Consider the following 21,221-nt stretch of genomic DNA (forward strand, 5'->3'; position numbering starts at 1 on the left):
TTCTGCCGATATGCCTGCCGGTTATGGCAAGATAGGGTTTCCCCTTGCGCTGTTTGGCCTACCGGGTGATGCCTTGCCAGTCCGGCAAGGGGAAGCAGATAGAGGATGCAATGATGGGACAAAATAAAACTAACCTGACCTCCCAGATGGCGTTTGGCCTTTTCCTGGCGCTCATGCTGTCGCTTTCCGGTGAGGCTTTGGCGCAGGAGGAAGAGTCGAAACGGGCTCGCCAGGCCGACAGTGCTTTTAGTTATGAAGACGAGGGCTATGCGGCGTCTGATGAAATTTCCGGCAAGGATTCCTATAGCACCCGTTCGCTGGTGAAAACCGGCCTTGAGTATGCAAAAGGCGAGGGGGTTGACCAGGATTATGCCAAGGCGCATGAGTATTTCATGAAGGCGGCCGATGAAGGCAGCGCGAAAGCGCAGTTTTACCTGGGGATCATGTATGCCACCGGCAAGGGGGTAAAGGCGGATCAGGTGCAGGCGGCTTTTTGGTACCAGAAGGCGGCCGACCAGGGTAATACGGATGCGATTTTGAAGCTTGCGGGCATGCATATTTCCGGCAAGGGCGCGGCAAAGGATTTTTCCAAGGCGATGCAGCTGTACAAGGAGGTGGCTGACAAGGGGGATATGCGCGGGATAAACGGGCAGGCGTATCTTTATATGAAGGGTATCGGGGTCACGCAGGATTACACGCAGGCGATGATGCTTTATATGCAGGCAGCGGAAAATGGCAATGCGCACGCGCAAAGCCGTGTCGGCTTTATGTATGCGCGTGGCCTGGGGGTAAGGCTGAATTACGGGCAGGCGTATGAATGGATGCTCAAGGCGGCTGAGCAGGGCAATCTTTTTGCACAGGGTTTTGTCGGCTCGCTTTATGAGCGTGGAAAAGGGGTGAAAGCCGATTATAAGGAAGCGATGGCGTGGTACCAGAAGGCAGCAGAGAAAGGGGATGATTTTTCAATGTACCGCATTGGCGCCCTGTATGAAGAGGGCCGTGGTGTGAAGGCGGACAAAAAAGAGGCGCTGGAATGGTACAAGAAGGCGGCTTCGCAGGGGAGTGATGCTGCCAGAAACCGTCTGATTGAGCTGGAAGAGACAAAATAGGAGTCAATGCAGGATTTACCGGAAACGCACAGAAAAATCTGTGCGTTTTTTTTATTTCTTTTCCATGCGCGATGCCTGTAATAGAGGGTGTTTTTTTCAGCGGGCTCTTCTTTTGAGGTACTTTCTTGTGGCATGATAAAGGCTGATGTTTCCGTTAATCAATTTTTTTGACGAGAAGGGGATGGGTATGATGAAGAAAGGCATGGGGAAAAAGGGATTGCTGGCAGCACTTTTGGCGGTGGGCTGTTTTGCGGCAACGGGTATGGTAACGGCACAGGATGTCGGCGATAAGGGAGAGGCTGATACACCAAAACGCGTGCGCATGCAGCGGGGTGACAATGCGGAAGTGATCGCCACGCTCAGGCAAAAAGCCCAAAGTGGTGATGACAAGGCGCAGGCCCGTTTGGGGATCATGTATGAGCAGGGTCTTGGTGTCAGGAGGGACGGCAAGCAGGCGGTGGCATGGTATGAAAAAGCCGCTGCACAGAATAATTCATTTGCCCAGACGGCTCTGGCCGATATGTACGCCAGGGGCCGTGAGGTGAGCGCGATTATGTGAAGGCGGCAAACTGGGCGCAAAAAGGTGCCGATAATGGCGATCCGAGAGCGCAGCTGATCCTGGCTTATCTGTATGAGAATGGCCTGGGGGTAAAGGAGGACGCCCAGAAAGCGTTTGCGCTTTATACCAAATCGGCCAATAAGGGCGAGACGTTTTCGATGTACAGCCTGGGTGTGATGTATGAGGAAGGCCGGGGCGTTGAGAAGAACAGGGAAAAGGCGATCGAGTGGTATCAGAAGGCCGCTTCGCGTGACAGCACGCCAGCCCAGAAAAAAATGGCGGAAATCCAGTCGAAGTCAGACAAGTGATGCACTAAAAAAGGGTATCGAAAAAAGGCAGCGCCTGGTTTTATGTCAGGCGCTGTTTTTTCGTCTGGAAAGCGCGTTTTGTTGCTTCGCCAGGGGAGCCTGCTGCCTGATTCGTCCGGGATTTCTTATTGACGCGGTGAATATGCCCCGGTAAAAATTTGTGGCATGATGTCAGCCTGACATGTTTTTGTCGGCGGGTTTTCTCACCTTTATCCGGCACCTGATTACTCATGATGCGTTATTTTCTGACCGGTTTTCTGATTTGCCTCTTCGGGCTGGGGAGTGCCCCGGTATGGGCGGATGCTTTTTCTGACGGGAAGCGTTTTGTCCAGAAGAAGCAGTATGCCAAGGCGGTAGAGGCTTTTAAAAAAGGCGCGGAAAAAGGGGATGCGCGTTCGGCGTATGCGCTTGGCCGGATGTATGCCCTGGGTGAAGGGGTGGATACGAACCGCTCTGAAAGCGCGGTCTGGCTGGAACAGGCGGCTCAGAAGGAACATGCCGGGGCGCAGTATCTCCTGGGTGCGATGTGTTTTGATGGTGTCGGTGTTTCCCAGGATGATGAGAAAGCGCTTTTCTGGATGCGGGAGTCTGCGGATAACGGTTTTGCCGAAGCGCAGTATGCGCTCGGCCGGATGTATGCCACTGGCCACGGGGTGTTAAGGGATGGGGCAGAAAGCGCCGCCTGGTATAAAAAGGCGGCTGAGAATGGCCATGTGGAAGCCCAGATTGCCCTGGGGGCAGCCTATGCGGCCGGGCGGGGTGTCGGGAAAAATGATGAGGAGTCGGTCGCCTGGTATCAAAAGGCGGCTGCGGCAGGGGATGCGCAGGGGCAGCGTTATCTGGGTGCGATGTATGCTGCCGGGCGCGGGGTGGAAAAGGACTTTCAGGCGGCTTTTGACTGGTACAAAAAGGCAGCGCTTCAGGGAGATGCGATTGCCCAGCGGAATCTGGGTATCCTGTATGCGACAGGGCGCGGGGTTGACAAAAATTTTGAGGAGGCGGAGTACTGGTACCACAAGGCGGCGTTGCAGGAGGATGCCAGGGCGCAGTATGGATTGGGTGCGCTGTATGCCCGCGGGGCTGGTGTGGAAAAGGATGAGGCAAGGGCTGTCTCCTGGTACCGGAAAGCGGCAAGGCAGAACCTGCCGGATGCACAGTATGCGCTGGGCCTGATGTTTGCCAGCGGACGGGGTGTCAGGAAAAACGGGCAGCAGGCGGCTTACTGGTATGAGAAAGCGGCCGAACAGGGGTATGCCAGAGCGCAGTATAACCTCGGGTTGATGTATGACATGGGACAGGGCATCGAGCAGGATGCGGAAAAGGCATCGATGTGGCTGGTCAAGGCGGCTGAAAACAAGGTGAAAGAGGTCGAGCCATACGTGGCATTCCGGTATGCGCAGGGTATCGGCATGAAAGCGGATGATGCGAAGGCAGCGCACTGGTATGAGAAAGCGGCGGAAAGAGGCGATGTGAAGTCACAGTACAACATCGCCGTGATGTACCTCTGGGGAAGGGGTGTGACGCGTGATGATGAGAAGGCGGCTTACTGGTACAAAAAGGCGGCTGACCAGGGGGACTTCCGTTCTCAGCACAGTCTGGGGGCGCTCTATGAGGAAGGCCGCGGGGTCCAGCAAAGCTATGACATAGCGGCCATGTGGTATGCGCGGGCAGCGGCGACGGAAAATGCCCGTGCCCAGCGGGAACTGTATGGAAAGGAACGTCCGGTACCGGCTGGCGATGTCACGGAGGACAGTGAAGAGGATGGTGGTAAAAAGGTGATAGAAAAGCGGGTTTTTACGCCTGCGGCACCACAGGACAGCAAACCCGCAGCCGATGCTGCCGGTGCCGTAAAGAAAACCGGTAGCAAGACAGCCACGTCCGGGAGCAAGGCCGCTTCTTCCCCTAAAAAAAGCAAACCCCGGACCACCAAAAGCGCGCAGCAAAAAAAGCAGGCCCGGTCACGCAGCAAAAAACGCTGAGTCTGCTGAAAAATTGCTTGATTATTAATACGTTACCGCTACAATGCTACGGTGACCTCACGCTTTGAGGGGGCCGGCGCAAGGAGGGGCTTATGTTGATTACTCGGGTCAGGGCCAGTAACTGGCGCAATTTTTCTGCCATTGATATCTCGCTTAAGGAATTCACTTATCTTGTCGGCGCCAACGGCGTGGGCAAATCCAGCCTGCTTGATATTCCCCGTTTTCTGGGTGACATCTGCCGTGAGGGTGGTGGTGGTTTGCAGGGCGCCCTGAAAAAGCGCGGCGGTCTGGCGCATGTGCGCTCTCTTCTGAATACGTCGGATTCGTCAAAAAAAGGCACGGCGATGAGTGTCGATGTCGAGCTCTCGGAAAAGGTGGGTGGACCGGTAATCTGGCGTTATGTGCTGGCGCTCAGGATGGAAGGCCAGGGACGGCACCGGGACCTGGTGGCCCAGGAGCGGGTGTGGAAAAACGGCAAGCTGATACTCAACCGTCCGACAGCACAGGACAGGCGCGATATGGAGTGCCTGACCCAGACCCAGCTTGAACAGACCGGTGTCAATGGGGATTTTCGTGAACTGGCTGATTTTTTCCGTGCCAACTGCTGTCTCCTGCCTGTTTTTTCACTTCCGCGAGAGGGTGAGACGGTGAATCTGCCCGGTGACGGAACCCGGGTACTGGGGGTTGGGCTGATGGATCGGATTACGCAGGTGCAGGACAGCGCGCGCAATTTCAGGATGAATACGATTGGCCGGATGATGCAGCTGGCTGTTCCCGGGTTTTCGGAACTGTATTTCTGGCGGGATGAGTCAGGCAGCCCGTACCTGGAAGCAAAATATACTACCCACCGCCAGCGCAGCCTGCAAACAGATGAATGGTTTACGGATGACATGCTGCGCATGATCGACTTTTTCTGGTCGACGCTGGATGATCTGCCTTTTCTGATGGTGGATGAACCGGAAAAATATCTTCCGGATGCCCTGATGCAGCGTTTTCCGGCTTTTCTGGTTGAATTGCGCCGCCTGAAAAAGGACAAGACATACCGGATGATGCCGCAGATGGTGATGACGACCAACAGCAGGCAGCTTTTAGCGAGTCCGGGAATTGACCCGGCCAGTGTGATTGTGCTGGAAGCGGGCAGGGCAGGATCAACAGCGCGTACGCTGAAAGCAGCGGAACTGGCAGAGCTGAAGTCAGGGACAGTGCTTGCTGATGTGCTGATGCCGGTTGTACAGGCGGCTATTGGGCCAAAGGTACGGTTTTACAAGTAGGGGCAGGAAGGGTTCTGCCATCAGGAAATGAAACGTGTTTTTTAACAGGGAGGAATCGTATGCGAAGTGGTTTGCGTTTGGTGATTGCGACAGCGGCACTGGCTGTTGCGACAGCGGCTTTTGCCGCGCCGGAAAAAGGTGCGGCTAACGAAGTGGTGCTGCCTTCCGGGGTCAAGGTCGAGACGATAAAGGAGGGAACAGGAAAATCGCCTTCCGCCTCTGACCGGGTAACGGTCCATTATCGTGGCACACTGGTTAACGGAACGGAGTTTGACAGTTCCTACTCACGCGGACAGCCGGCGAACTTCCCGCTGCGCGGTGTGATCCGCTGCTGGACGGAAGGGGTGCAGAAGATGAAAGTCGGTGGCAAGGCAAAGCTGACCTGTCCTTCTGATACGGCTTACGGTTCCCGTGGCGCGGGCAGCCGTATCCCGCCGGACAGCACGCTGATTTTCGAGATTGAGCTCCTGGGCATCAACTGATTTACAGCGGTCCAATGTTAATACGCCCTAATTGCCTGCTGTAAAGCTGCCTTTTCCCGCCTGCCTTCGTTGCCAGGCCAAAATTGAACTCGCCGTATGTCCAATACGCCTTCACCCAATGTTGTCCCGTCGCCTTGGCAGACAAGAAAAATCAGCTTTTCGCGGACAGCAAGTTAATGAGGACAGAGCCTGCAAAGCGGGTATGAAGATACCCGCTTTTTTCCCGGAAAAACAGGTGAGCGTCTCTTTTTTTCACTTTTTGGGAAAAAAGTTTCTGATGTCCAATTATTTTGACTTGTTATGCCGGAATTATCAGTTAGAATGGTTGTCCGCCTTTTCATTTTTAACGAGAAGAATAGATCATGAGAGCAGGAAAGGATGCCCCTTTCAGGATTTGGCCCCTGATACAGATACTGCTTTTTGCCATGCTGATGCAGGCCGGCAGTTCTATTGCTGCTTCTTCCAAAGATCTGTGCGTCAATTGCACGGATGTCGATCCGCTTCAGGATGCCATAGACAACTATTACCGCAAGCAGTACGACAGCGCTTTTCCGCTTTTCCAGAAGTATGCGGTAAAAGGCCACAGGAGCGCACAGAATAATCTCGGCATCATGTATGAGCGCGGCCTTGGTGTGAGGCAGAGCTATACGTCGGCTGTGGAATGGTACAGAAAAGCGGCAGAGCAGGGCTTGCCTGAAGCCCAGTTCAACATGGGCAGGATGTCTTTTAACGGGACCGGGGTGGTAAAGGATCTGGCAAAAGCCGCTGACTGGTACCGGATGGCAGGGGTTCGCGGCCATGCCGAAGCGCAGAACAACCTGGCTGTCATGTACCAGGACGGGCTGGGAGTAACCCGAAACTACCAGCTGGCAGCCGAATGGTATCGCCTTGCGGCAGAGCAGGGGCTGGCCGAGTCGCAGAACAACCTGGGCGCCCTGTATGAAAAAGGCCGGGGTGTTCCACAGAATGATGCTCTGGCACGCTCATGGTTTAACAAGGCGGCAGAGCAGGGATATGTACAGGCCCAGTATCATCTCGGCATGATCTACGAGCAGGGTATTGGTGTCCAGAGGGATTATGGTGTGGCTGTCGAGTGGTACCGCATGGCAGCCGAACACGGATACGGCCTTGCCCAGAACAAGATGGGCGAGATGTATGAGAAAGGCAAAAGTGTCGCCAGGGATGATGCGCAGGCGTTCATCTGGTTTTACAGCGCGGCCGAGCAGGGGCATGCAGAATCCCAGAATGCGCTGGGGGTGATGTATTTTGGCGGCAAGGGTGTGGTACAGGATTTTTCCCAGGCAGCGTTGTGGTTTGGTCGGGCGGCAGAACAAGGGTCTGCCGAGGCAATGAACAATCTGGGCGTGCTTTTTGAAAGAGGTATCGGGTTGCCGCAGGACTATGTCAAGGCGGCGATTCACTACCGCAAGGCAGCCAGAGAGGGCAATGCACAGGCGCAGTACAATCTGGGTCGGCTGTATGCCGCCGGTGCCGGGATGCCGCAAAATGATACGGTTGCCGCCGCCTGGTTTCGCAGTGCGGCCGAGCAGGGGCTGCCAGGCGCGCAGAATAATCTCGGATTCATGTTTGCCCGTGGTCTCGGGGTGCGGCATGATGATATCCAGGCAGCCTACTGGTACAGCCTCGCGGCCAATCAGGGGCTGGCAGATGCCCAGTACAACCTGGCCAGCATGTACTACAAGGGATGCGGAGTAGAGCAGGATTATATCGAGGCGCACGTCTGGTACAAGAAGGCGGCCGCCCAGAAGATGGTGGAAGCGCAAAACAGCCTGGGACTCATGTATGAGCGTGGTGTCGGTGTGCCGCAGCAGGAAGTGCAGGCGGTTTTCTGGTATTACACGGCGGCGACCCAGGGGTATGCCGAATCCCAGAATAACCTGGCAAACATGTATTACACCGGGCAGGGGGTCAAGCAGGATCATGCGCGGGCTTTTATCTGGTATCACCGTGCCGCAGGGCAGGGATTGGCAGCTGCCCAGAATAATCTGGGTGTCCTGTATGAAAGGGGCATGGGTGGTGGCCAGTTTACGGCGCAGGCTATCGAGTGGTACCGGAAAGCCGCCGAGCAGGGTGTGGCTTCCGCCCAGTACAATCTGGGCAGGCTGTACGAAGCCGGGATTGGCTTGCCAAAGGATATGGCGATGGCAGCAGGCTGGTACAGCCAGGCTGCGGAACAGGGGCTGGCAGAAGCACAGAATAACCTGGGTGTCCTGTACTACGAAGGAAGAGGTGTCGTACAGAATTATGTGCAGGCGGCAGACTGGTTTAAAAAGGCGGCTGCCCAGGGATTTGCGGAGGCAAAGAACAATCTCGGGAATCTGTATGTCAGCAACCAGAATGTTTATTTTGTCAGGGGCGTATAAGGAACATATTCTCTGACCCGGCTGGTTTTGGAGAGGGGCAGCGTATGGTACTGTCCCTCTTTTGTCATACGGCACAGGATGAACAGCACGCGTATCGGTTAATCACGAAGACATGACACAATCCGCATCAGTTTTTTATCACACCCGAAAAGCGCCGGTATGGCTGCCGGTAGTGTTTGTTGCCTGTCTGGCACTGGTACCGGATGTGGCGCTGGCCGAAGATTATGCTGACGGGGCTGTCCACTACCAGAAAAAGGAATATTCCCAGGCATTTGCCCTTTTTTCCCGGGCCGCGGAAAGTGGTGACATGCGCGCACAGGCTGCGCTGGCGACCATGTATTACAACGGCGACGGGATGGCTGCAGACCATGTGAAAGCGGCTTACTGGTACCAGAAGGCGGCCAAGCAGGGTGATCCCCAGTCACAGTTCGATCTGGCGGGGATGCTGGAAGAAGGGGAAGGCGTTGCACAGAACTATGTCAGGGCGGCTGAATGGTATGGCAAGGCTGCAGCAAAGGGACACGCCAAGGCGCAGGATAACCTGGGTTTTCTGTATTCCGAAGGCAGGGGTGTGCCGCAGAATGATGCCAAAGCGCTGATGTGGTTTAAAAAGGCGGCGGACCAGGGATTGCCCGAGGCGCTGGCCAATCTGGGCGTGTTTTATTCGGAAGGCCGGGCTGTCGAGAAGAATCTGGCCCAGGCAGTAAACCTGTACAGGCAGGCAGCGAACCAGGGGCTGGCAATGGCGCAGTATGAGCTGGGCAATGCCTGTAAGGACGGGCTGGGTATCAAGCAGGACCTGGCGCAAGCCTATGCCTGGTATAAAAAGGCGGCTGACCAGAACTATGCAGAGGCACAGTATGAGCTCGGGCAGCTTTATCTTGAAGGCATGGGGGTGCCGGAAGATGATGAGCAGGCGCTGTTGTGGTTTTCCAAAGCGGCAGACAAGCATCTGCCGGAAGCCCAGGCCAGTATTGGCCTGATGTATGCCACGGGAAGAGGCACGGAGAAAAATCCGGAAAAAGCGGCAAAATGGTACAGGAAGGCTGCCGAACAGGGATTTCCGGAGGCTCAGCTTTTGCTGGCAGAGCTTTATTACAAGGGTGAAGGTGTCCAGCGCAACGACAAGGAAGCGCTGAAATGGTACAGGAAGGCGGCTGACCAGAACCTGGCCGAGGCCCAGGATTCGCTGGGCCTGATATACACGCGCGGCGACGGGGTTGCCCGTGACTACAAGAAGGCGGTTGAATGGTTTAAGCTGGCAGCAAAACAGGGGTATGCTGAATCCCAGAACAATCTGGGTTTTATGTATGCGCGTGGACTGGGTGTGAAGCAGGACTTTGAAAAGGCGCTGGCGTGGTACCGCAAGGCGGTAGAGCATAATCTGCCGCAGGCGCAGTTTAATCTTGGCGGCATGTACCTGCGTGGTGACGGCGTCAAGCAGAATTACCATACGGCTGCGCAATGGTTCAAAAAGGCGGCAGACCAGGGAATGGATGAGGCAAGGGAAAGCCTGGACCGCATCATGAGAAGAGGGCAGATTCTCAGCGAAGAAGACATGAGTATCTGATTACCATGGCAGTCTTGTCTGTGCCGGGCGGTACTGACAAGACGGTTTGTTTTATTGCTGCCAGATGGAACCTGTTACGGGCAAAATCCGTCTATAACCTGTTTGAGTGCATCATTAACCGCGTCTTTGAGCCCCTGCTGTGAAAACAGTCATCCGCTTTTTACCTGACCGTTTTTTTGTGCAGGGAATCTTTCTTGTTGCCATTTTTGCTTTTGTGCTGCCGCTTGTTTATGCCGGTACCGTGGATGAGGCATGGCGCCTGTACCGCCAGGGAGAGTACGGGAAAGCCTATATGATATTCAAGGAAGGTGCGGAAAAAGGCGATCCGGCCCTGCAGTACGGGTATGGTGTTTTCCTGGCAGAAGGCAAGGGGGGAAAGCGTAATGAGACAGAAGCGGCCATGTGGTTTCGCAAGGCGGCAGACCAGGGCAATGCCGAGGCGCAAAACAGCCTGGGCGACATGTATGACCAGAGCCGGGGGGTGAAGCAGGATCTGGGTCATGCTATCGTCTGGTACCAGAAAGCGGCAGACCAGGGCTATGCCCCTGCGCAGAATAATCTGGGCAGGATGTATGAAAACTCACGCGGTACGCGCCGTGACTACGCCATGGCGGTTTATAACTACATTAATGCCGCCAGGCAGGATTACCCGGCGGCACAGTACCATCTTGGCCTGATGTATGCCAGGGGATGGGGAGTGCAGCAGGATGTGCCGCGTGCGGCGGAGTGGGTGAGGAAATCGGCGCAGCAGGGCTATGCTGAAGCCATGTACATCCTGGCACAGATGCTTGAAAACGGGCATGGTGTCACCAAAAATCCCCGGGAGGCTTTCGCCTGGTACAAAAAGGCAGCAGATGCGGGCCAGGACCGGGCAATGGAGCGTCTTGCCCATGCCTATACAACGGGTGATCTGGGGGAGACCAAAAATATGACGCTCGCCCAATCCTGGTACGAGAAAACCCGTGCGGTGCGCAAGCAGAAACGTTGACCGTTTTTCTGCCTGAAAAACAGGCAGTTTTCTTTTTCTCTTTTATTCTGTTACATGCCTGCCTGATGGGAAGTAAGCGTTCATGCGCCTTTCCGCGTGATATGACAAAGATTGTGTCAGACAGCCGCCAGGTATTGACAGCCGGGCTAAAATAACCCTGCGTCGAAAAGGCGCAAGGGTCAGGCTTCATTAATTTCCTGTTTGCGACAAGCCGTTTTGGCTCAAAGGGTCAGGCGCAACGGGAAATGGGGACGCAGGTGGTGCAGACCACCGTCAGGTTCCTGTTTTTCGATGCAACACCGCCATTTGGGACACAGCGGCTTTGCAGCAGGCAATTTAATGAGGCCTGATTCCAGACAGCACATCGAATTTGTCGCCGAACCGCCGGGGGTCGCGTCCTGGTAGCGCACTGCATAACACCTGGCAAGCCGCAGGTATCCGATGTCGCGCCGGAAAAGGGCTATGCAGAAAAAGCAGGGATTGCGTCCTGCACGATGTGAAAGAAAAACACTCTTTCATACAGGGAGCGACAAATGCGACGATTGACAACCCAGCGGCAGGCTGCCGGATATCTGTTATCCGGGCGCCGGGCCGATTCTTTTCATTTATGCCGCAAGGCTGCCGGGTCAGGCATGGCACCGGCGAAGACGATGGCTTTTCGCCATGGACAACCTTAAGGAAAGGAGTTGCCATGGCACAGCCACCAGCCTATAACCGGGATACCGACTTTGCCCGCAATGCGGGCAGCAATACCGACCACAATGCCTTGAATGCCGAGTTTGACCGTGCATCCAATTCCATCAATGACATCCGTCACAACCTGGCGCTTTTGCAGGCGGATGACGGGCGCTTGCGAAAGGATACGGTTACCCATGATTCTCTTGATAGCGAGCTGATCCGTTATCTTTCTGCCGATGTCCTCGCAGGTGTCCAGGATGAGCTGGACCGGGCATCTGCCGCCGCTTTGAAAGCGGAGAGTGCAATAGAAGGGATTGATGAAAAAATCATCCAGACCGATACGGCGGCCCGGCTTGCAGCAGAAAAGGCCGAAGAGGCGGTGAGAACCGTCCAGCAGGCACAGGAAGCGGCACAGGCACTGGAAAGAGCCAGCCTGCAGCAATGTGAGGCAGAGGGAAGTCCTGACGCCATGCAGGTCAGGATAAACGGCCTGTTGCCGCTGGAGGACATGCAGGCGTTTTTTATCCGGGTTCCGGGCGAAAATACAACCGCCGCTCCTGTTATCCGCTTTGTTGATGATGCGGATGCCCCGGTTTCCTGTACGGTCGTCAAAGGGATGGATGTGCCGCTTGATGCCGGTGACATGGCGGGGGACCATCTGTTTCAGTACAACGCCCGGCTTGAGAAGATCGTGCTGCTGAATCCGACAAGTATCCGTGGCACGCAGGCGGAAGGCTTGCCTGTCGGCGCGGTGACCATGTGGATGGGGACCAATACGCCGAAGGATTTTCTTTCGCTGGACGGGAAGATGATCAGCCGGGAGGATTATCCCGCGCTTTTTGATACCGTCTGGTGCGGAGAACCATACAATGCCGACGCGGATTTCTTCTATCGCACAGTGGACGATGCCGGGACGATGCGCTCTTCCACCGGTGATTACATGAAGATGCCCGAAGGGTCACGCTATTTTGTGCGCGGCCGCGATGAAACGGGCACGGGACATCCTTACCAGTACCAGGGCGATACCCTGCAGAACCATACCCACCGGAGAGTGCTGCAGTCACTGGCGGTGAGCCGGGAACTCGATACTGCCAATTCCGGCACCGTCAATTTTGCAGCCGGAGGATATGCGTATGCTGAGGGGACAGATACAGGTCTTGTCGCAAACGGGAACGCAGGTGACGAAACCCGCCCAATGAACTTCCCTGTGAAGTGGATCATCCGGGCACGCTGCAGCGCGGTTTATGAAAACGGGGTGGACGTGATTGCGCTGAAAGCCAGGGTAGAAGGGCTTGAAGCCGTTGTGGAAGGTGTTTCCAACGGTACTGGCGTGCCGGTCGGCAGCATCATCGAATGGGGGGGCAGGCCGGACAGTATTCCGCCGGGGTACATGAATATTACGACCGATACGGTGCAGGTGGTGCAGGTTGACACCTATCCCGCATTTGCCAATGCAGTATGGTGCGGTGAAGAAAACAATGAGGATGCGGATTTCTTCTATCGCTGCAACAGCGCGAACGGATGGGGACGGAATGTGGCGGGCCAGTATATTGTCCTGCCGATGGCGGCGCGTTATTTTATCCGTGGACGGGCGGCTGCCGGCGAGTCTCATCCTTACCAGTACCAGCAAGATGCTTTCCAGGGACACCGGCATGAATCCGGTATGGCGATCGGGATTGTTTCCCAGGAATCCACCGCCCGTGCCTATATGGACAGCAAGATGCCCGGCAAATTCAATTATCCGCCAATCCGCGATCCGATTTCTGACGGAGAGCACGGCGAGCCGCGCACGGCTGATGAGACGCGGCCCATGAATTTTCCGGTGCTGTATCTGATCAAGCTTTATGAGGCAATATACAATCCGGCCATGCTCGATATCGGGAAGCTGGTTGAGGCTGCCAATGAGAATGCGGTGCCGCTGGGTATGGTGGCGGGTTTCTGGACTAACCAGGCGCCGCCCGGATGGCTGGAGATCAGCAGGGAGTTGCCCTCCTTTCACCGGGTTGAGACCCTGCCGCAGTTTGTGCCGCTCTACTACTGCGGTGATGAATACAATGATACGGCGCATTTTGCTTTCCGCTGTGACAACCCGGACGGAACCGGACGCAATCCGGAAGGTGCCTGGATCTGTATTGGCGCAGCAGGAAAGCGTTTCATGCGGGGACGGGATGAAACCGGTGTGATAAATCCCTATCAGCACCAGGAGGGAGCGATTGCTTCCCATACCAGCACGGTATCAGGAATTGCTTTTACCGGTACATCAACAGCCACATCGCTGGGAGCGCTCAACAATACGGCGGCAAACGGGCTGGTGGCGTATACCGGTACGGCAGCCGGTGACCTGGTTGAGGTAACGGATATACCCAAACTGAAGGCGCCTTATGTGAAATACGAGGGAGAAGCCGAAACCCGCCCGGAAAACTTCCCCGTCATGTGGTGCATCAAGGTGGCCAGTGCGGTAGTCAGCAGGGGTCTCGTTGACGTGACCGGATTGTTGAACCAGTACAGCGACCTCAATTCACGCCTGTCTGTATCCACCATCCTGTATCCGAATGACGGCACCACAGAAGAGCCTGGCAAGGTATCCGTTAACCAGCGTGTTGTCATGGATAACCCTTATCCGGGCTATTACGTGCAGTGCGAAGCCCAGATTTTGCTTGATGGTCAGTGGGGGGCCGCCGGCTTTATGTATGCAGGCGGCGGATACGGTGTTGATGCCTATCAGTATGGTGAACGTAATGAACAGGTGGTCATTCAGACGGGAGGTACTTATCTGGCGTCAAGCAGCTCAAATGTTGGCAGTCCCTTTGGAGCCAATATAAATCTAAATGTCGCGACGCCGTGCCGCGTGATCGTTACCCGTGGAGGAAAAATCCAGTGAAAATCTACAGCATTATCAGCAGTAATGTCGAACATATCGACCAGCGCAGCCATCCGGTTTGTCCTGATGGTTTTATCGAGATGACAGGGCGGCGGCCGGATGAACACCATATCGCCAGTGAAGACGGCACATGGAGGGAAGACGGCTCCGCGCTGGATCGCGCAAAGGCAGCGAAACTCGCAGAGATCAATGCCGCCTGTGACGGGATACTGAATGCGGCAGTCTATGACTATCCCGCATCCGAAGTCCAGACTTTTTCCCAGCAGACAGCCGAGGCGCAGGCTTACCTTGCTGATCCCGCCACGATCCCGCCGCTGCTTTCTGTGCTTGCACAGATGCGGGGGATAACGCTTGATGAGCTGGCAGAAAAGGTGATGGCCAAGCATGAAATCTTTTCCCTGCTGGCAGGGTGTGTCATCGGGCAGCGCCAGGCGCTGGAAGACCGGCTGGAAAAATGCCGGACAGCAGCGGATGTCATGGCAATCGACGTGACAGTCTCCCTGCCGGAGATGGGGTAGCGTCCTTTGTTTTGATGGAAAAATCCTGTCGCGATGGTGCCGGGTTTCCTGTTTTTTCCTGATGCTTTTCTATCGTTTTTTTGAGAGGCGGTATCAGGGGAAAAAGAACGGGAAATCCGGCACTGTCATTTACCTCCTTTTTCATCCGGTTGCCTGGTTTTTCGCATCCTTTATTCATCGGGCTTTCCGGCTGATGAGACAAAGATTGGGACAGGCAGCCAAAAGCAGTTGACAGCCGGGCTAAAATGATCCTGTGTGAAAAACACAATAAAAGCGCAGTGGAAAAATGCACAATCATTCCGGATATCCATTGAATAAAGTAACCGGGATGGTGCAGAAAATCATTGCCAGCCATTCACATCGAATCTGTCGCGGTATCGCCGGGGTCGCGTCCGGTAGCACAGTGTCAAAATTCCGAAGTCGCCAGTAGCCGAAGTCGCGCCGGCAGGGAAAGGCACAACAGGCAGGGATGGTGTCCTGCACGGTGTGAAAAAACACATGCTTTCGTATCAGGCGTCACAGCATAGCCCAGCGCAGGTATCCATACCTGCTGCGTTGGCGGAGCAATGTTTTTCCGTGAATGTGACGTTGCCTGACAATCCGCAAACAGGTAGTGCGCCGGGCAAAAGCCGGCAGCCCTGCCGCACCAACAGAAAGGGTTTTCCCATGGCACAACCTCCAGCCTATAACAGGAGCAAGGACTTTACCGAAAACACCACGGACAGCACCGACCATGCGGCGCTCAATGCCGAGCTTGACCGGGCCTCACTATCCATGAACAGTATCTGTACCAATCTCGCCCTTATCCAGGGCAATGACGGCAGGCTCCTGCCGGATGCCGTTACCATTGACGCCATAGATGACAGCGTCATTGACTACCTGGCTGCCGGTGTGCGTCTTGAATTGCAGCCGGATTTCCAGCGGGTGAGTGATGCCGTCCTCGTGGCAGAAGCCTCTGCCACGTCGGCCGCCACTTCAGCAACACAGGCCTCAGACAGTGCAGCACTTTGCTCACAATACAACCAGGATGTTACGCAAAACCGGGATGCCGTGCAACGGCTGGCAGATGCCTCATCCACCTCTGCCGCCTCGGCAGCTGACAGCGCCACCCTGGCAGATCAGCACAAGGAAAGTGCAGCGCTTTACAAATACCAGGCCCAACTGGAATCCGAGTCAGCCGCCGCATCGGCGCAGACAGCGGTCAACAGCGCGTCGCAGGCAGGGCTTTATGAGCAGGGAGCCGTAGAGGCGCGCGACACGGCACGCGGCTGGGCGGAGTCGGCATCCGCATCGGCCACATCAGCGGCTTCTTCTGCCGCTGCTGCAGCCAACAGTGCCACACAGATTGCCCAGGTGGTGCGTGAAGTGCTGCATCTGCTGGAAGATGTGCGGGCATCTGCTGCCACCGCCGCCACATCAGCCGGTACGGCTGCCATCGCGTCCACAGCCGCTTCCGGTTCAGCCAATGCCGCGTTGATTGCTGTCCAGTCTTCCGGACTGCACGCTGCTGCTGCGGAGGCCAGCAAGGATGCCGCTGCCGTCAGTGCCGCCGCTGCTGCTGCCAGTGCAGGCAATGCCGGTCAAAGCGCTGAAGCCGCCACATCCGGCGCCATGTCAGCAACCGCGGGCGGTACACCGGATGTGATTACCGCCTGCTTCAAGGGCGGTGTCTCCGAGCCGCCGAAAGACCATGTGGTCATGTATGTGCGGGCGCTTGGGGCCAATGAAACCACTACCCCGACCTTCAAGCCGGGCGGGGCGACGCCGCGTGTGATCGTCAAGGGCAACAACCTGCCGCTGGCGGTGGGCGATATTGCCGGGGCGGGCTTTGAGATGCCGCTCCAGTACAACGCGGCATATGACCGCTTTGTGCTTTTGAATCCCGCATGGGGTGTGTACAACAGCAGTGTGCCTGTCGGCACCATCATGTCATATGCCGGTACGGAAGCGCCTGCGGGCTACCTGTCGCTGGCTGATGAGGGCAGCCGCTATGTGCCGGTAGCCGAATACCGCGATCTGGCAGAAGCCGTCTGGTGTGGCGTGGACTACAACAACACGGCGGATTTCTTCTTCCGCTGCGACCTGGCAGACGGCACTTCCCGTAATGCAGATGGCGCTTACCTGGCGTTGCCTGTGGGTTCAAGGTACTTCCTGCGCGGCAGGGATGTGTCAGGGGTTGTGCATCCGTATCAGTATCAAAGGGATACGTTTCAGGGGCACTGGCATAAATTAACCGATTCAACGGTGTCGAAAGTTTCGAATAGCTCTTATGGGAGGGTACTGATGGATGATGTTGCTTCGTCTCATAGTAATCCAGTTGCCTTGATGGCGAAAGGTGCGATATCAGATGGTGTTAATGGCACTCCACGCATAGCAAATGAAACCCGCCCCATGAATTTCCCCGTCATGTGGTGCATCAAGGCACTGAACGGCTAAGTAGCCTGACAGATAACTCACCAATATAACCCCGGCAGGCATGGCATGTGCCATGCCTGCCGCACAGAACAATCATCAAGGAGAATGTTATGGCACAAGTGACAGACTATAACCGCAGCAAGGACTTTACCATTGATGCCAGTGACAATACCGACCACGCCGCACTCAATACCGAACTGGATAACGTTTCCAGTTCCATCAACACGATTAATACCAACCTTGCCCTGATCCAGGGCGATGACGGCAAGCTGTTGCCGGATGCCGTCACACTCGACTCAGTCAGTGATGAAGTGATTGACTTCATCGCTGACAGTATCGAACAGGAAATCGGTGACGATATCCAGCGTGCCGAAGATGCGGCGCTTGCCGCAGAAGCGTCAGCTACCGAGGCAACGACATCTGCCAGTGCGGCAGCCGCCTCTTCCTCTGCGGCGGCATCGTACGCCAGCGCAGCCAGTGCCTCGGCAACAGCAGCCGCTGACAGTGCCTCGCAGTTGGCCCAGTCCAAACAGGAGAGCGCGCAGATCAAAGATGAGGTACAGGGGTTTGCCAATGCCGCTTCCGCATCCGCGACCAGTGCGGCAGGCAGTGCGACACAGGCAGCTCAATACAAGCAGGATGCCGGGCAATACCGGGATGAGGCGCAGCAGGCTGCCCGCGCATCTTCCTCATCGGCTGGTTCGGCTGAAGCCAGCGCGCATCAGGCAGCGCTTCATGAACAGGGTGCCACCCACGCCAGTGAGGATGCACGGGAATGGGCAGAAGCTTCTGCCACCTCTGCCCATACGGCAGCCACTTCCGCGAATACCGCCGCAGGCTCTGCCACGAGTGCGGCAGGATCGGCCAATGCGGCACTCACAGCCGCGCAGTCTTCCGGGGCGCATGTGATGGCAGCGATTGCCAGCAAGGATGCGGCAGCCGAAAGCGCGGCAAAGGCGGCCGCCGCTGCCGCTGAAGCGGCAGCGAGCGCAGGGCAGGCAGGCGAGGGTGCAATAGCTGCCATGTCGGCTACCGCAGGCGGTACGCCGGATGTGATTACCGCCTGCTTCAGGGGCGGCGTCTCCGAGCCGCCGAAAGACCATGTGGTCATGTATGTGCGGGCAATCGGGGCCAATGAAACCACCACCCCGACCTTCAAGCCGGGTGGCGCGACGCCGCGTGTGATCGTCAAGGGCAACAACCTGCCGCTGGCGGTGGGTGACATTGCCGGGGCCGGTTTCGAGATGCTGCTTCAGTACAACGCCGAGTATGACCGCTTCGTACTGCTTAATCCCGCATGGGGTGTTTTCGGCAGCGGCGGTATCCCGGTCGGCACCATCGTCACCTATGGCGGCACGGTTGTCCCGGCAGGCTTTCTCAGCATCAACAGCGATAGCCCAATCTGTGTAGGTGTTGCTACGTATCCGCAACTGGCTGAAAGCGTGTGGTGCGGTGAAGAACTGAATGAGTCGGCAGACTTTTTCTATCGCTGTGATGGGATGGATGGTGCGGACAGGAACCCGGATGGCGTATATCTGGTACTGCCCGCGGCATCGAAGTATTTCCTGCGCGGCCGGGATGCGTCAGGTGAGGTGCATCCGTACCGGTATCAGGAGGATGCAACAAAGGTATTACTTGATGGTTTTTCTACGGGAAGCAATAGAGCGAGCAATGACAGGGACGTTGCGATCCGAGCCTATACAGGCACTGCTACATACGGCATAGTAACTGGAACTACGACTTTGAGTGATAGGGTTGGGTTGAATAATGCGATGCATTCTGTATATGGTGCTGCTGATGAAACCCGCCCCATGAATTTCCCGGTGATGGTTCTCATCAAGGCATTTGATGCCACGCTCAATCCGGGGATGGTGGATGTTACGGCGCTTGCCAATGATGTCAATCAGAAAGTCGGCTTAACTGACTTTGGTGGCAGTAACCAGCGTCTCGAAGAGAATGGCTATCAGATTATGCCTGGAGGCATGCTGATGCAGTGGGGCATTATTCCCGCTAATACATCATCAGTTATATTCAAAAAACCATTTTCACAGATATTCGGAGTTACTTTCGGATGGTGTAATGCAAATGCAGTAGGAAATGCATACTCGCAATGGTTAGGACATCAGTCTATTTCTTCTGAAAAGATGATTGTTTTATCAAGTGGAAGCGTGAGATTCTTTACTGCAATTGGAATGTCTTGAGCTAGCGGTTCCTATACTCCCGGAAAGCCAGTATTCATGCGGCCTTCCGGGGTGCATGACAAAGTTTCGCACAAACAGCCATAACGGCTTGACAGCCGGGTTAAAATAACATCCGTGTGGTAACACACAAAAAAGCAGGAACAGGCTGCCTCATAAAGGCATCATTCCATGACGTTATTGGTGCAACCAGTACGGAGATGGTGCCCTGGCAGCCTGCAAGAACAACACATCGAAATTCGTCGCTGAATCGCCAGGGGTCGCGTCCTGGTAGCGCAAGCGCCAGCACTCCCAAGTCGCATGAAGCCGAAGTCGCGCCGGCAGGGGGAAAAGGCCAAAGAGCAGGAATTGCGTCCTGCACGGTGTGAAAGAGAAATTTTTCTTTCATATTAGGAGCGACAAATGCCAATTTCAACCGCAGATTTGCAATACCTGGGGAAAACCACCCTGGATGAATTCATGCGCAATGCGCCTGTCGACCAGGTGAGCGTCGATACCCCATTGCTCAAAAAACTCATGGAAAGACGCAAGACTTTCCTGGGTGCCAAACAGAATGTCGTCGTTAATATCCGCAAGAGCCATGACTCCAATTTTGCATGGGCTTACGGTGAAGCGCCGGTATCCTTCAACAAACGACAGACAACCGACCAGGCGGCCTTTCCCTGGCGCCGTGCCGTGGACGGCTTTTACATTTCCCATGACACCCTCTTTGGCAATGGTATCAAGGTAAGGGAAGGCGAGCGCAGGGAATACAAGGTCGAAAAAAACGAGAAGGTGCAGCTGCTTGATCTGTTAAATGAGCAGATGGAAGCCTTCCGTATCGGTTTTAATGAAAAGCTCTCGCTTGAGCTGCACCGTGACGGCACGGCATCTGCTGATGCAGTAACGGGTCTGGACTCCCTGATTGCCCTGAATCCAGCTACAGGTATTGTCGGTGGTATTGACCGCTCGATTGCCACCTACTGGCGCAACAATGCCGCGACAGGTATTGCCTCGACCAGTGCGGGTGCACTGGCTACCGCCATGGAAGCGCAGTGGCGCAAGTGTATCCGCAATGGCGGCAGCCCGGACTTCATCCTGGCCGGCTCAAGCTTTATTGATGCCTACCGCCAGTATGCCGTGACGGTGACCAACAACACCAATGCAGGCAAGGTCAAGCGTATTGATGCCGGTGTGGGTAGCGGCACGTCCACGGGCCTTTATTTCAAGGGCGTGGAAATCATCTGGGACCCGCAGTTCGAGGCGCTGGATGCGCTTGATTCCCCGACTACACCGTGGGAAAAACGCTGCTACTTCATCAACAGCAAATTCATGGAATTCCGTGATGACGACCTGGATATTGTGAGCCCGACAAGGCCATACAACATCCTGGCGCTGTACCAGATGATCAACATGCGTGTGGCGCTCGTTTTGAAGCGCGCCAATGCCCACGCTGTTTTGTCCATTGCGTAAGACAGGGACAAACGCAAAGCCGTAACCCTTTCCAACGTCCCGCCGCTTCGGCGGCGGGACAAACTGACGATAAAAGGAATTTTATGACACCCTTGTACACAATTCATGTCCGCCGTGACGCCCATACCCTCACCCCGGTTTTTGTGCCGGAATACGAGATTGCACTTTTGCAGGCGCTTTTTGGTACAGAAAATGTCCTGAACAGCGACAACGCCCGTGCGGACGAAAACGGCAATGGCACGGCAGCAGGTGATTTCAAGGCTGCTGAGGACGAGTATGCCCGTCTTGAGATCAAGTACGGCGAAGAGCTGGTGGAGTCTGTCTATGGCAAGCGCATGACGCGTGCGCTGGACAATGCCATTGAGGCGGCGAAAAAGCCGCGTGCGGGTCGTGGGCGATCCGACGCTGCCAAAGACTGAGAGAGGAGGA

General features: G+C 55.6%; 17 protein-coding genes. All 17 read left to right on the forward strand.

What is annotated here, in order from left to right; all coding sequences use genetic code 11:
- Positions 1 to 44: 44 nt before the first annotated feature.
- The 17 genes from NB640_RS11700 to NB640_RS11780 all read left to right on the forward strand — a co-directional run bounded on the left by NB640_RS11700 (position 45) and on the right by NB640_RS11780 (position 21,211).
- On the forward strand, positions 45 to 1,109 hold the full coding sequence (locus tag NB640_RS11700; protein ID WP_269308872.1) for a tetratricopeptide repeat protein: 1,065 nt from the start codon (positions 45 to 47) through the stop codon (positions 1,107 to 1,109).
- Positions 1,110 to 1,254: 145 nt separating this feature from the next.
- Complete coding sequence (locus NB640_RS11705; RefSeq protein WP_269308873.1) at positions 1,255 to 1,668, forward strand: tetratricopeptide repeat protein; 414 nt, start codon at positions 1,255 to 1,257, stop codon at positions 1,666 to 1,668.
- Complete coding sequence (locus NB640_RS11710; RefSeq protein ID WP_269308874.1) at positions 1,665 to 1,976, forward strand: tetratricopeptide repeat protein; 312 nt, start codon at positions 1,665 to 1,667, stop codon at positions 1,974 to 1,976. Before NB640_RS11705 ends, NB640_RS11710 begins: the two co-directional genes overlap by 4 nt.
- A gap of 230 nt (positions 1,977 to 2,206) precedes the next feature.
- Positions 2,207 to 3,955, forward strand: a complete 1,749-nt coding sequence (locus tag NB640_RS11715) for an SEL1-like repeat protein (protein WP_269308875.1) — start codon at positions 2,207 to 2,209, stop codon at positions 3,953 to 3,955.
- Positions 3,956 to 4,047: 92 nt separating this feature from the next.
- Positions 4,048 to 5,226 (forward strand): AAA family ATPase, encoded by a 1,179-nt coding sequence (locus NB640_RS11720; protein WP_269308876.1) that lies wholly within the window; start codon positions 4,048 to 4,050, stop codon positions 5,224 to 5,226.
- A gap of 59 nt (positions 5,227 to 5,285) precedes the next feature.
- Positions 5,286 to 5,708 carry an FKBP-type peptidyl-prolyl cis-trans isomerase gene (locus tag NB640_RS11725; protein WP_269308877.1) on the forward strand — a complete coding sequence of 141 codons (423 nt, stop codon included), beginning with the start codon at positions 5,286 to 5,288 and terminating at the stop codon, positions 5,706 to 5,708.
- Positions 5,709 to 6,070: 362 nt separating this feature from the next.
- The gene (locus tag NB640_RS11730; protein ID WP_269308878.1) at positions 6,071 to 8,092 is read left to right on the forward strand and encodes an SEL1-like repeat protein; all 2,022 of its coding nucleotides are present in this window, start codon (positions 6,071 to 6,073) and stop codon (positions 8,090 to 8,092) included.
- 112 nt (positions 8,093 to 8,204) lie between these two features.
- On the forward strand, positions 8,205 to 9,662 hold the full coding sequence (locus tag NB640_RS11735) for a tetratricopeptide repeat protein (protein WP_269308879.1): 1,458 nt from the start codon (positions 8,205 to 8,207) through the stop codon (positions 9,660 to 9,662).
- A gap of 5 nt (positions 9,663 to 9,667) precedes the next feature.
- Entirely contained in the window at positions 9,668 to 9,805 is a 138-nt protein-coding gene (locus tag NB640_RS11740) for a hypothetical protein (RefSeq protein WP_269308880.1), read from the forward strand.
- The gene (locus NB640_RS11745) at positions 9,802 to 10,650 is read left to right on the forward strand and encodes a tetratricopeptide repeat protein (RefSeq protein ID WP_269308881.1); all 849 of its coding nucleotides are present in this window, start codon (positions 9,802 to 9,804) and stop codon (positions 10,648 to 10,650) included. The genes NB640_RS11740 and NB640_RS11745 overlap by 4 nt, the downstream gene beginning before the upstream one ends.
- Before the next feature lie 533 nt (positions 10,651 to 11,183).
- Positions 11,184 to 11,327, forward strand: a complete 144-nt coding sequence (locus tag NB640_RS11750) for a hypothetical protein (RefSeq protein WP_269308882.1) — start codon at positions 11,184 to 11,186, stop codon at positions 11,325 to 11,327.
- Between the two features lie 14 nt (positions 11,328 to 11,341).
- A complete protein-coding gene (locus tag NB640_RS11755) occupies positions 11,342 to 14,209 on the forward strand; it encodes a tail fiber protein (protein WP_269308883.1) in 2,868 nt (955 codons plus the stop codon).
- Positions 14,206 to 14,727, forward strand: a complete 522-nt coding sequence (locus NB640_RS11760) for a hypothetical protein (protein ID WP_269308884.1) — start codon at positions 14,206 to 14,208, stop codon at positions 14,725 to 14,727. Before NB640_RS11755 ends, NB640_RS11760 begins: the two co-directional genes overlap by 4 nt.
- Positions 14,728 to 15,393: 666 nt before the next feature.
- Positions 15,394 to 17,163 (forward strand): hypothetical protein, encoded by a 1,770-nt coding sequence (locus NB640_RS11765; RefSeq protein ID WP_269308885.1) that lies wholly within the window; start codon positions 15,394 to 15,396, stop codon positions 17,161 to 17,163.
- Positions 17,164 to 17,252: 89 nt separating this feature from the next.
- A complete protein-coding gene (locus NB640_RS11770; RefSeq protein ID WP_269308886.1) occupies positions 17,253 to 19,343 on the forward strand; it encodes a hypothetical protein in 2,091 nt (696 codons plus the stop codon).
- Between the two features lie 399 nt (positions 19,344 to 19,742).
- A complete protein-coding gene (locus tag NB640_RS11775; protein WP_269308887.1) occupies positions 19,743 to 20,792 on the forward strand; it encodes a phage major capsid protein in 1,050 nt (349 codons plus the stop codon).
- Positions 20,793 to 20,875: 83 nt separating this feature from the next.
- On the forward strand, positions 20,876 to 21,211 hold the full coding sequence (locus tag NB640_RS11780; protein WP_269308888.1) for a hypothetical protein: 336 nt from the start codon (positions 20,876 to 20,878) through the stop codon (positions 21,209 to 21,211).
- The last annotated feature ends 10 nt before the right edge of the window (positions 21,212 to 21,221 follow it).

This window comes from Oxalobacter vibrioformis, assembly GCF_027118995.1.
Lineage (GTDB): Bacteria > Pseudomonadota > Gammaproteobacteria > Burkholderiales > Burkholderiaceae_D > Oxalobacter > Oxalobacter vibrioformis.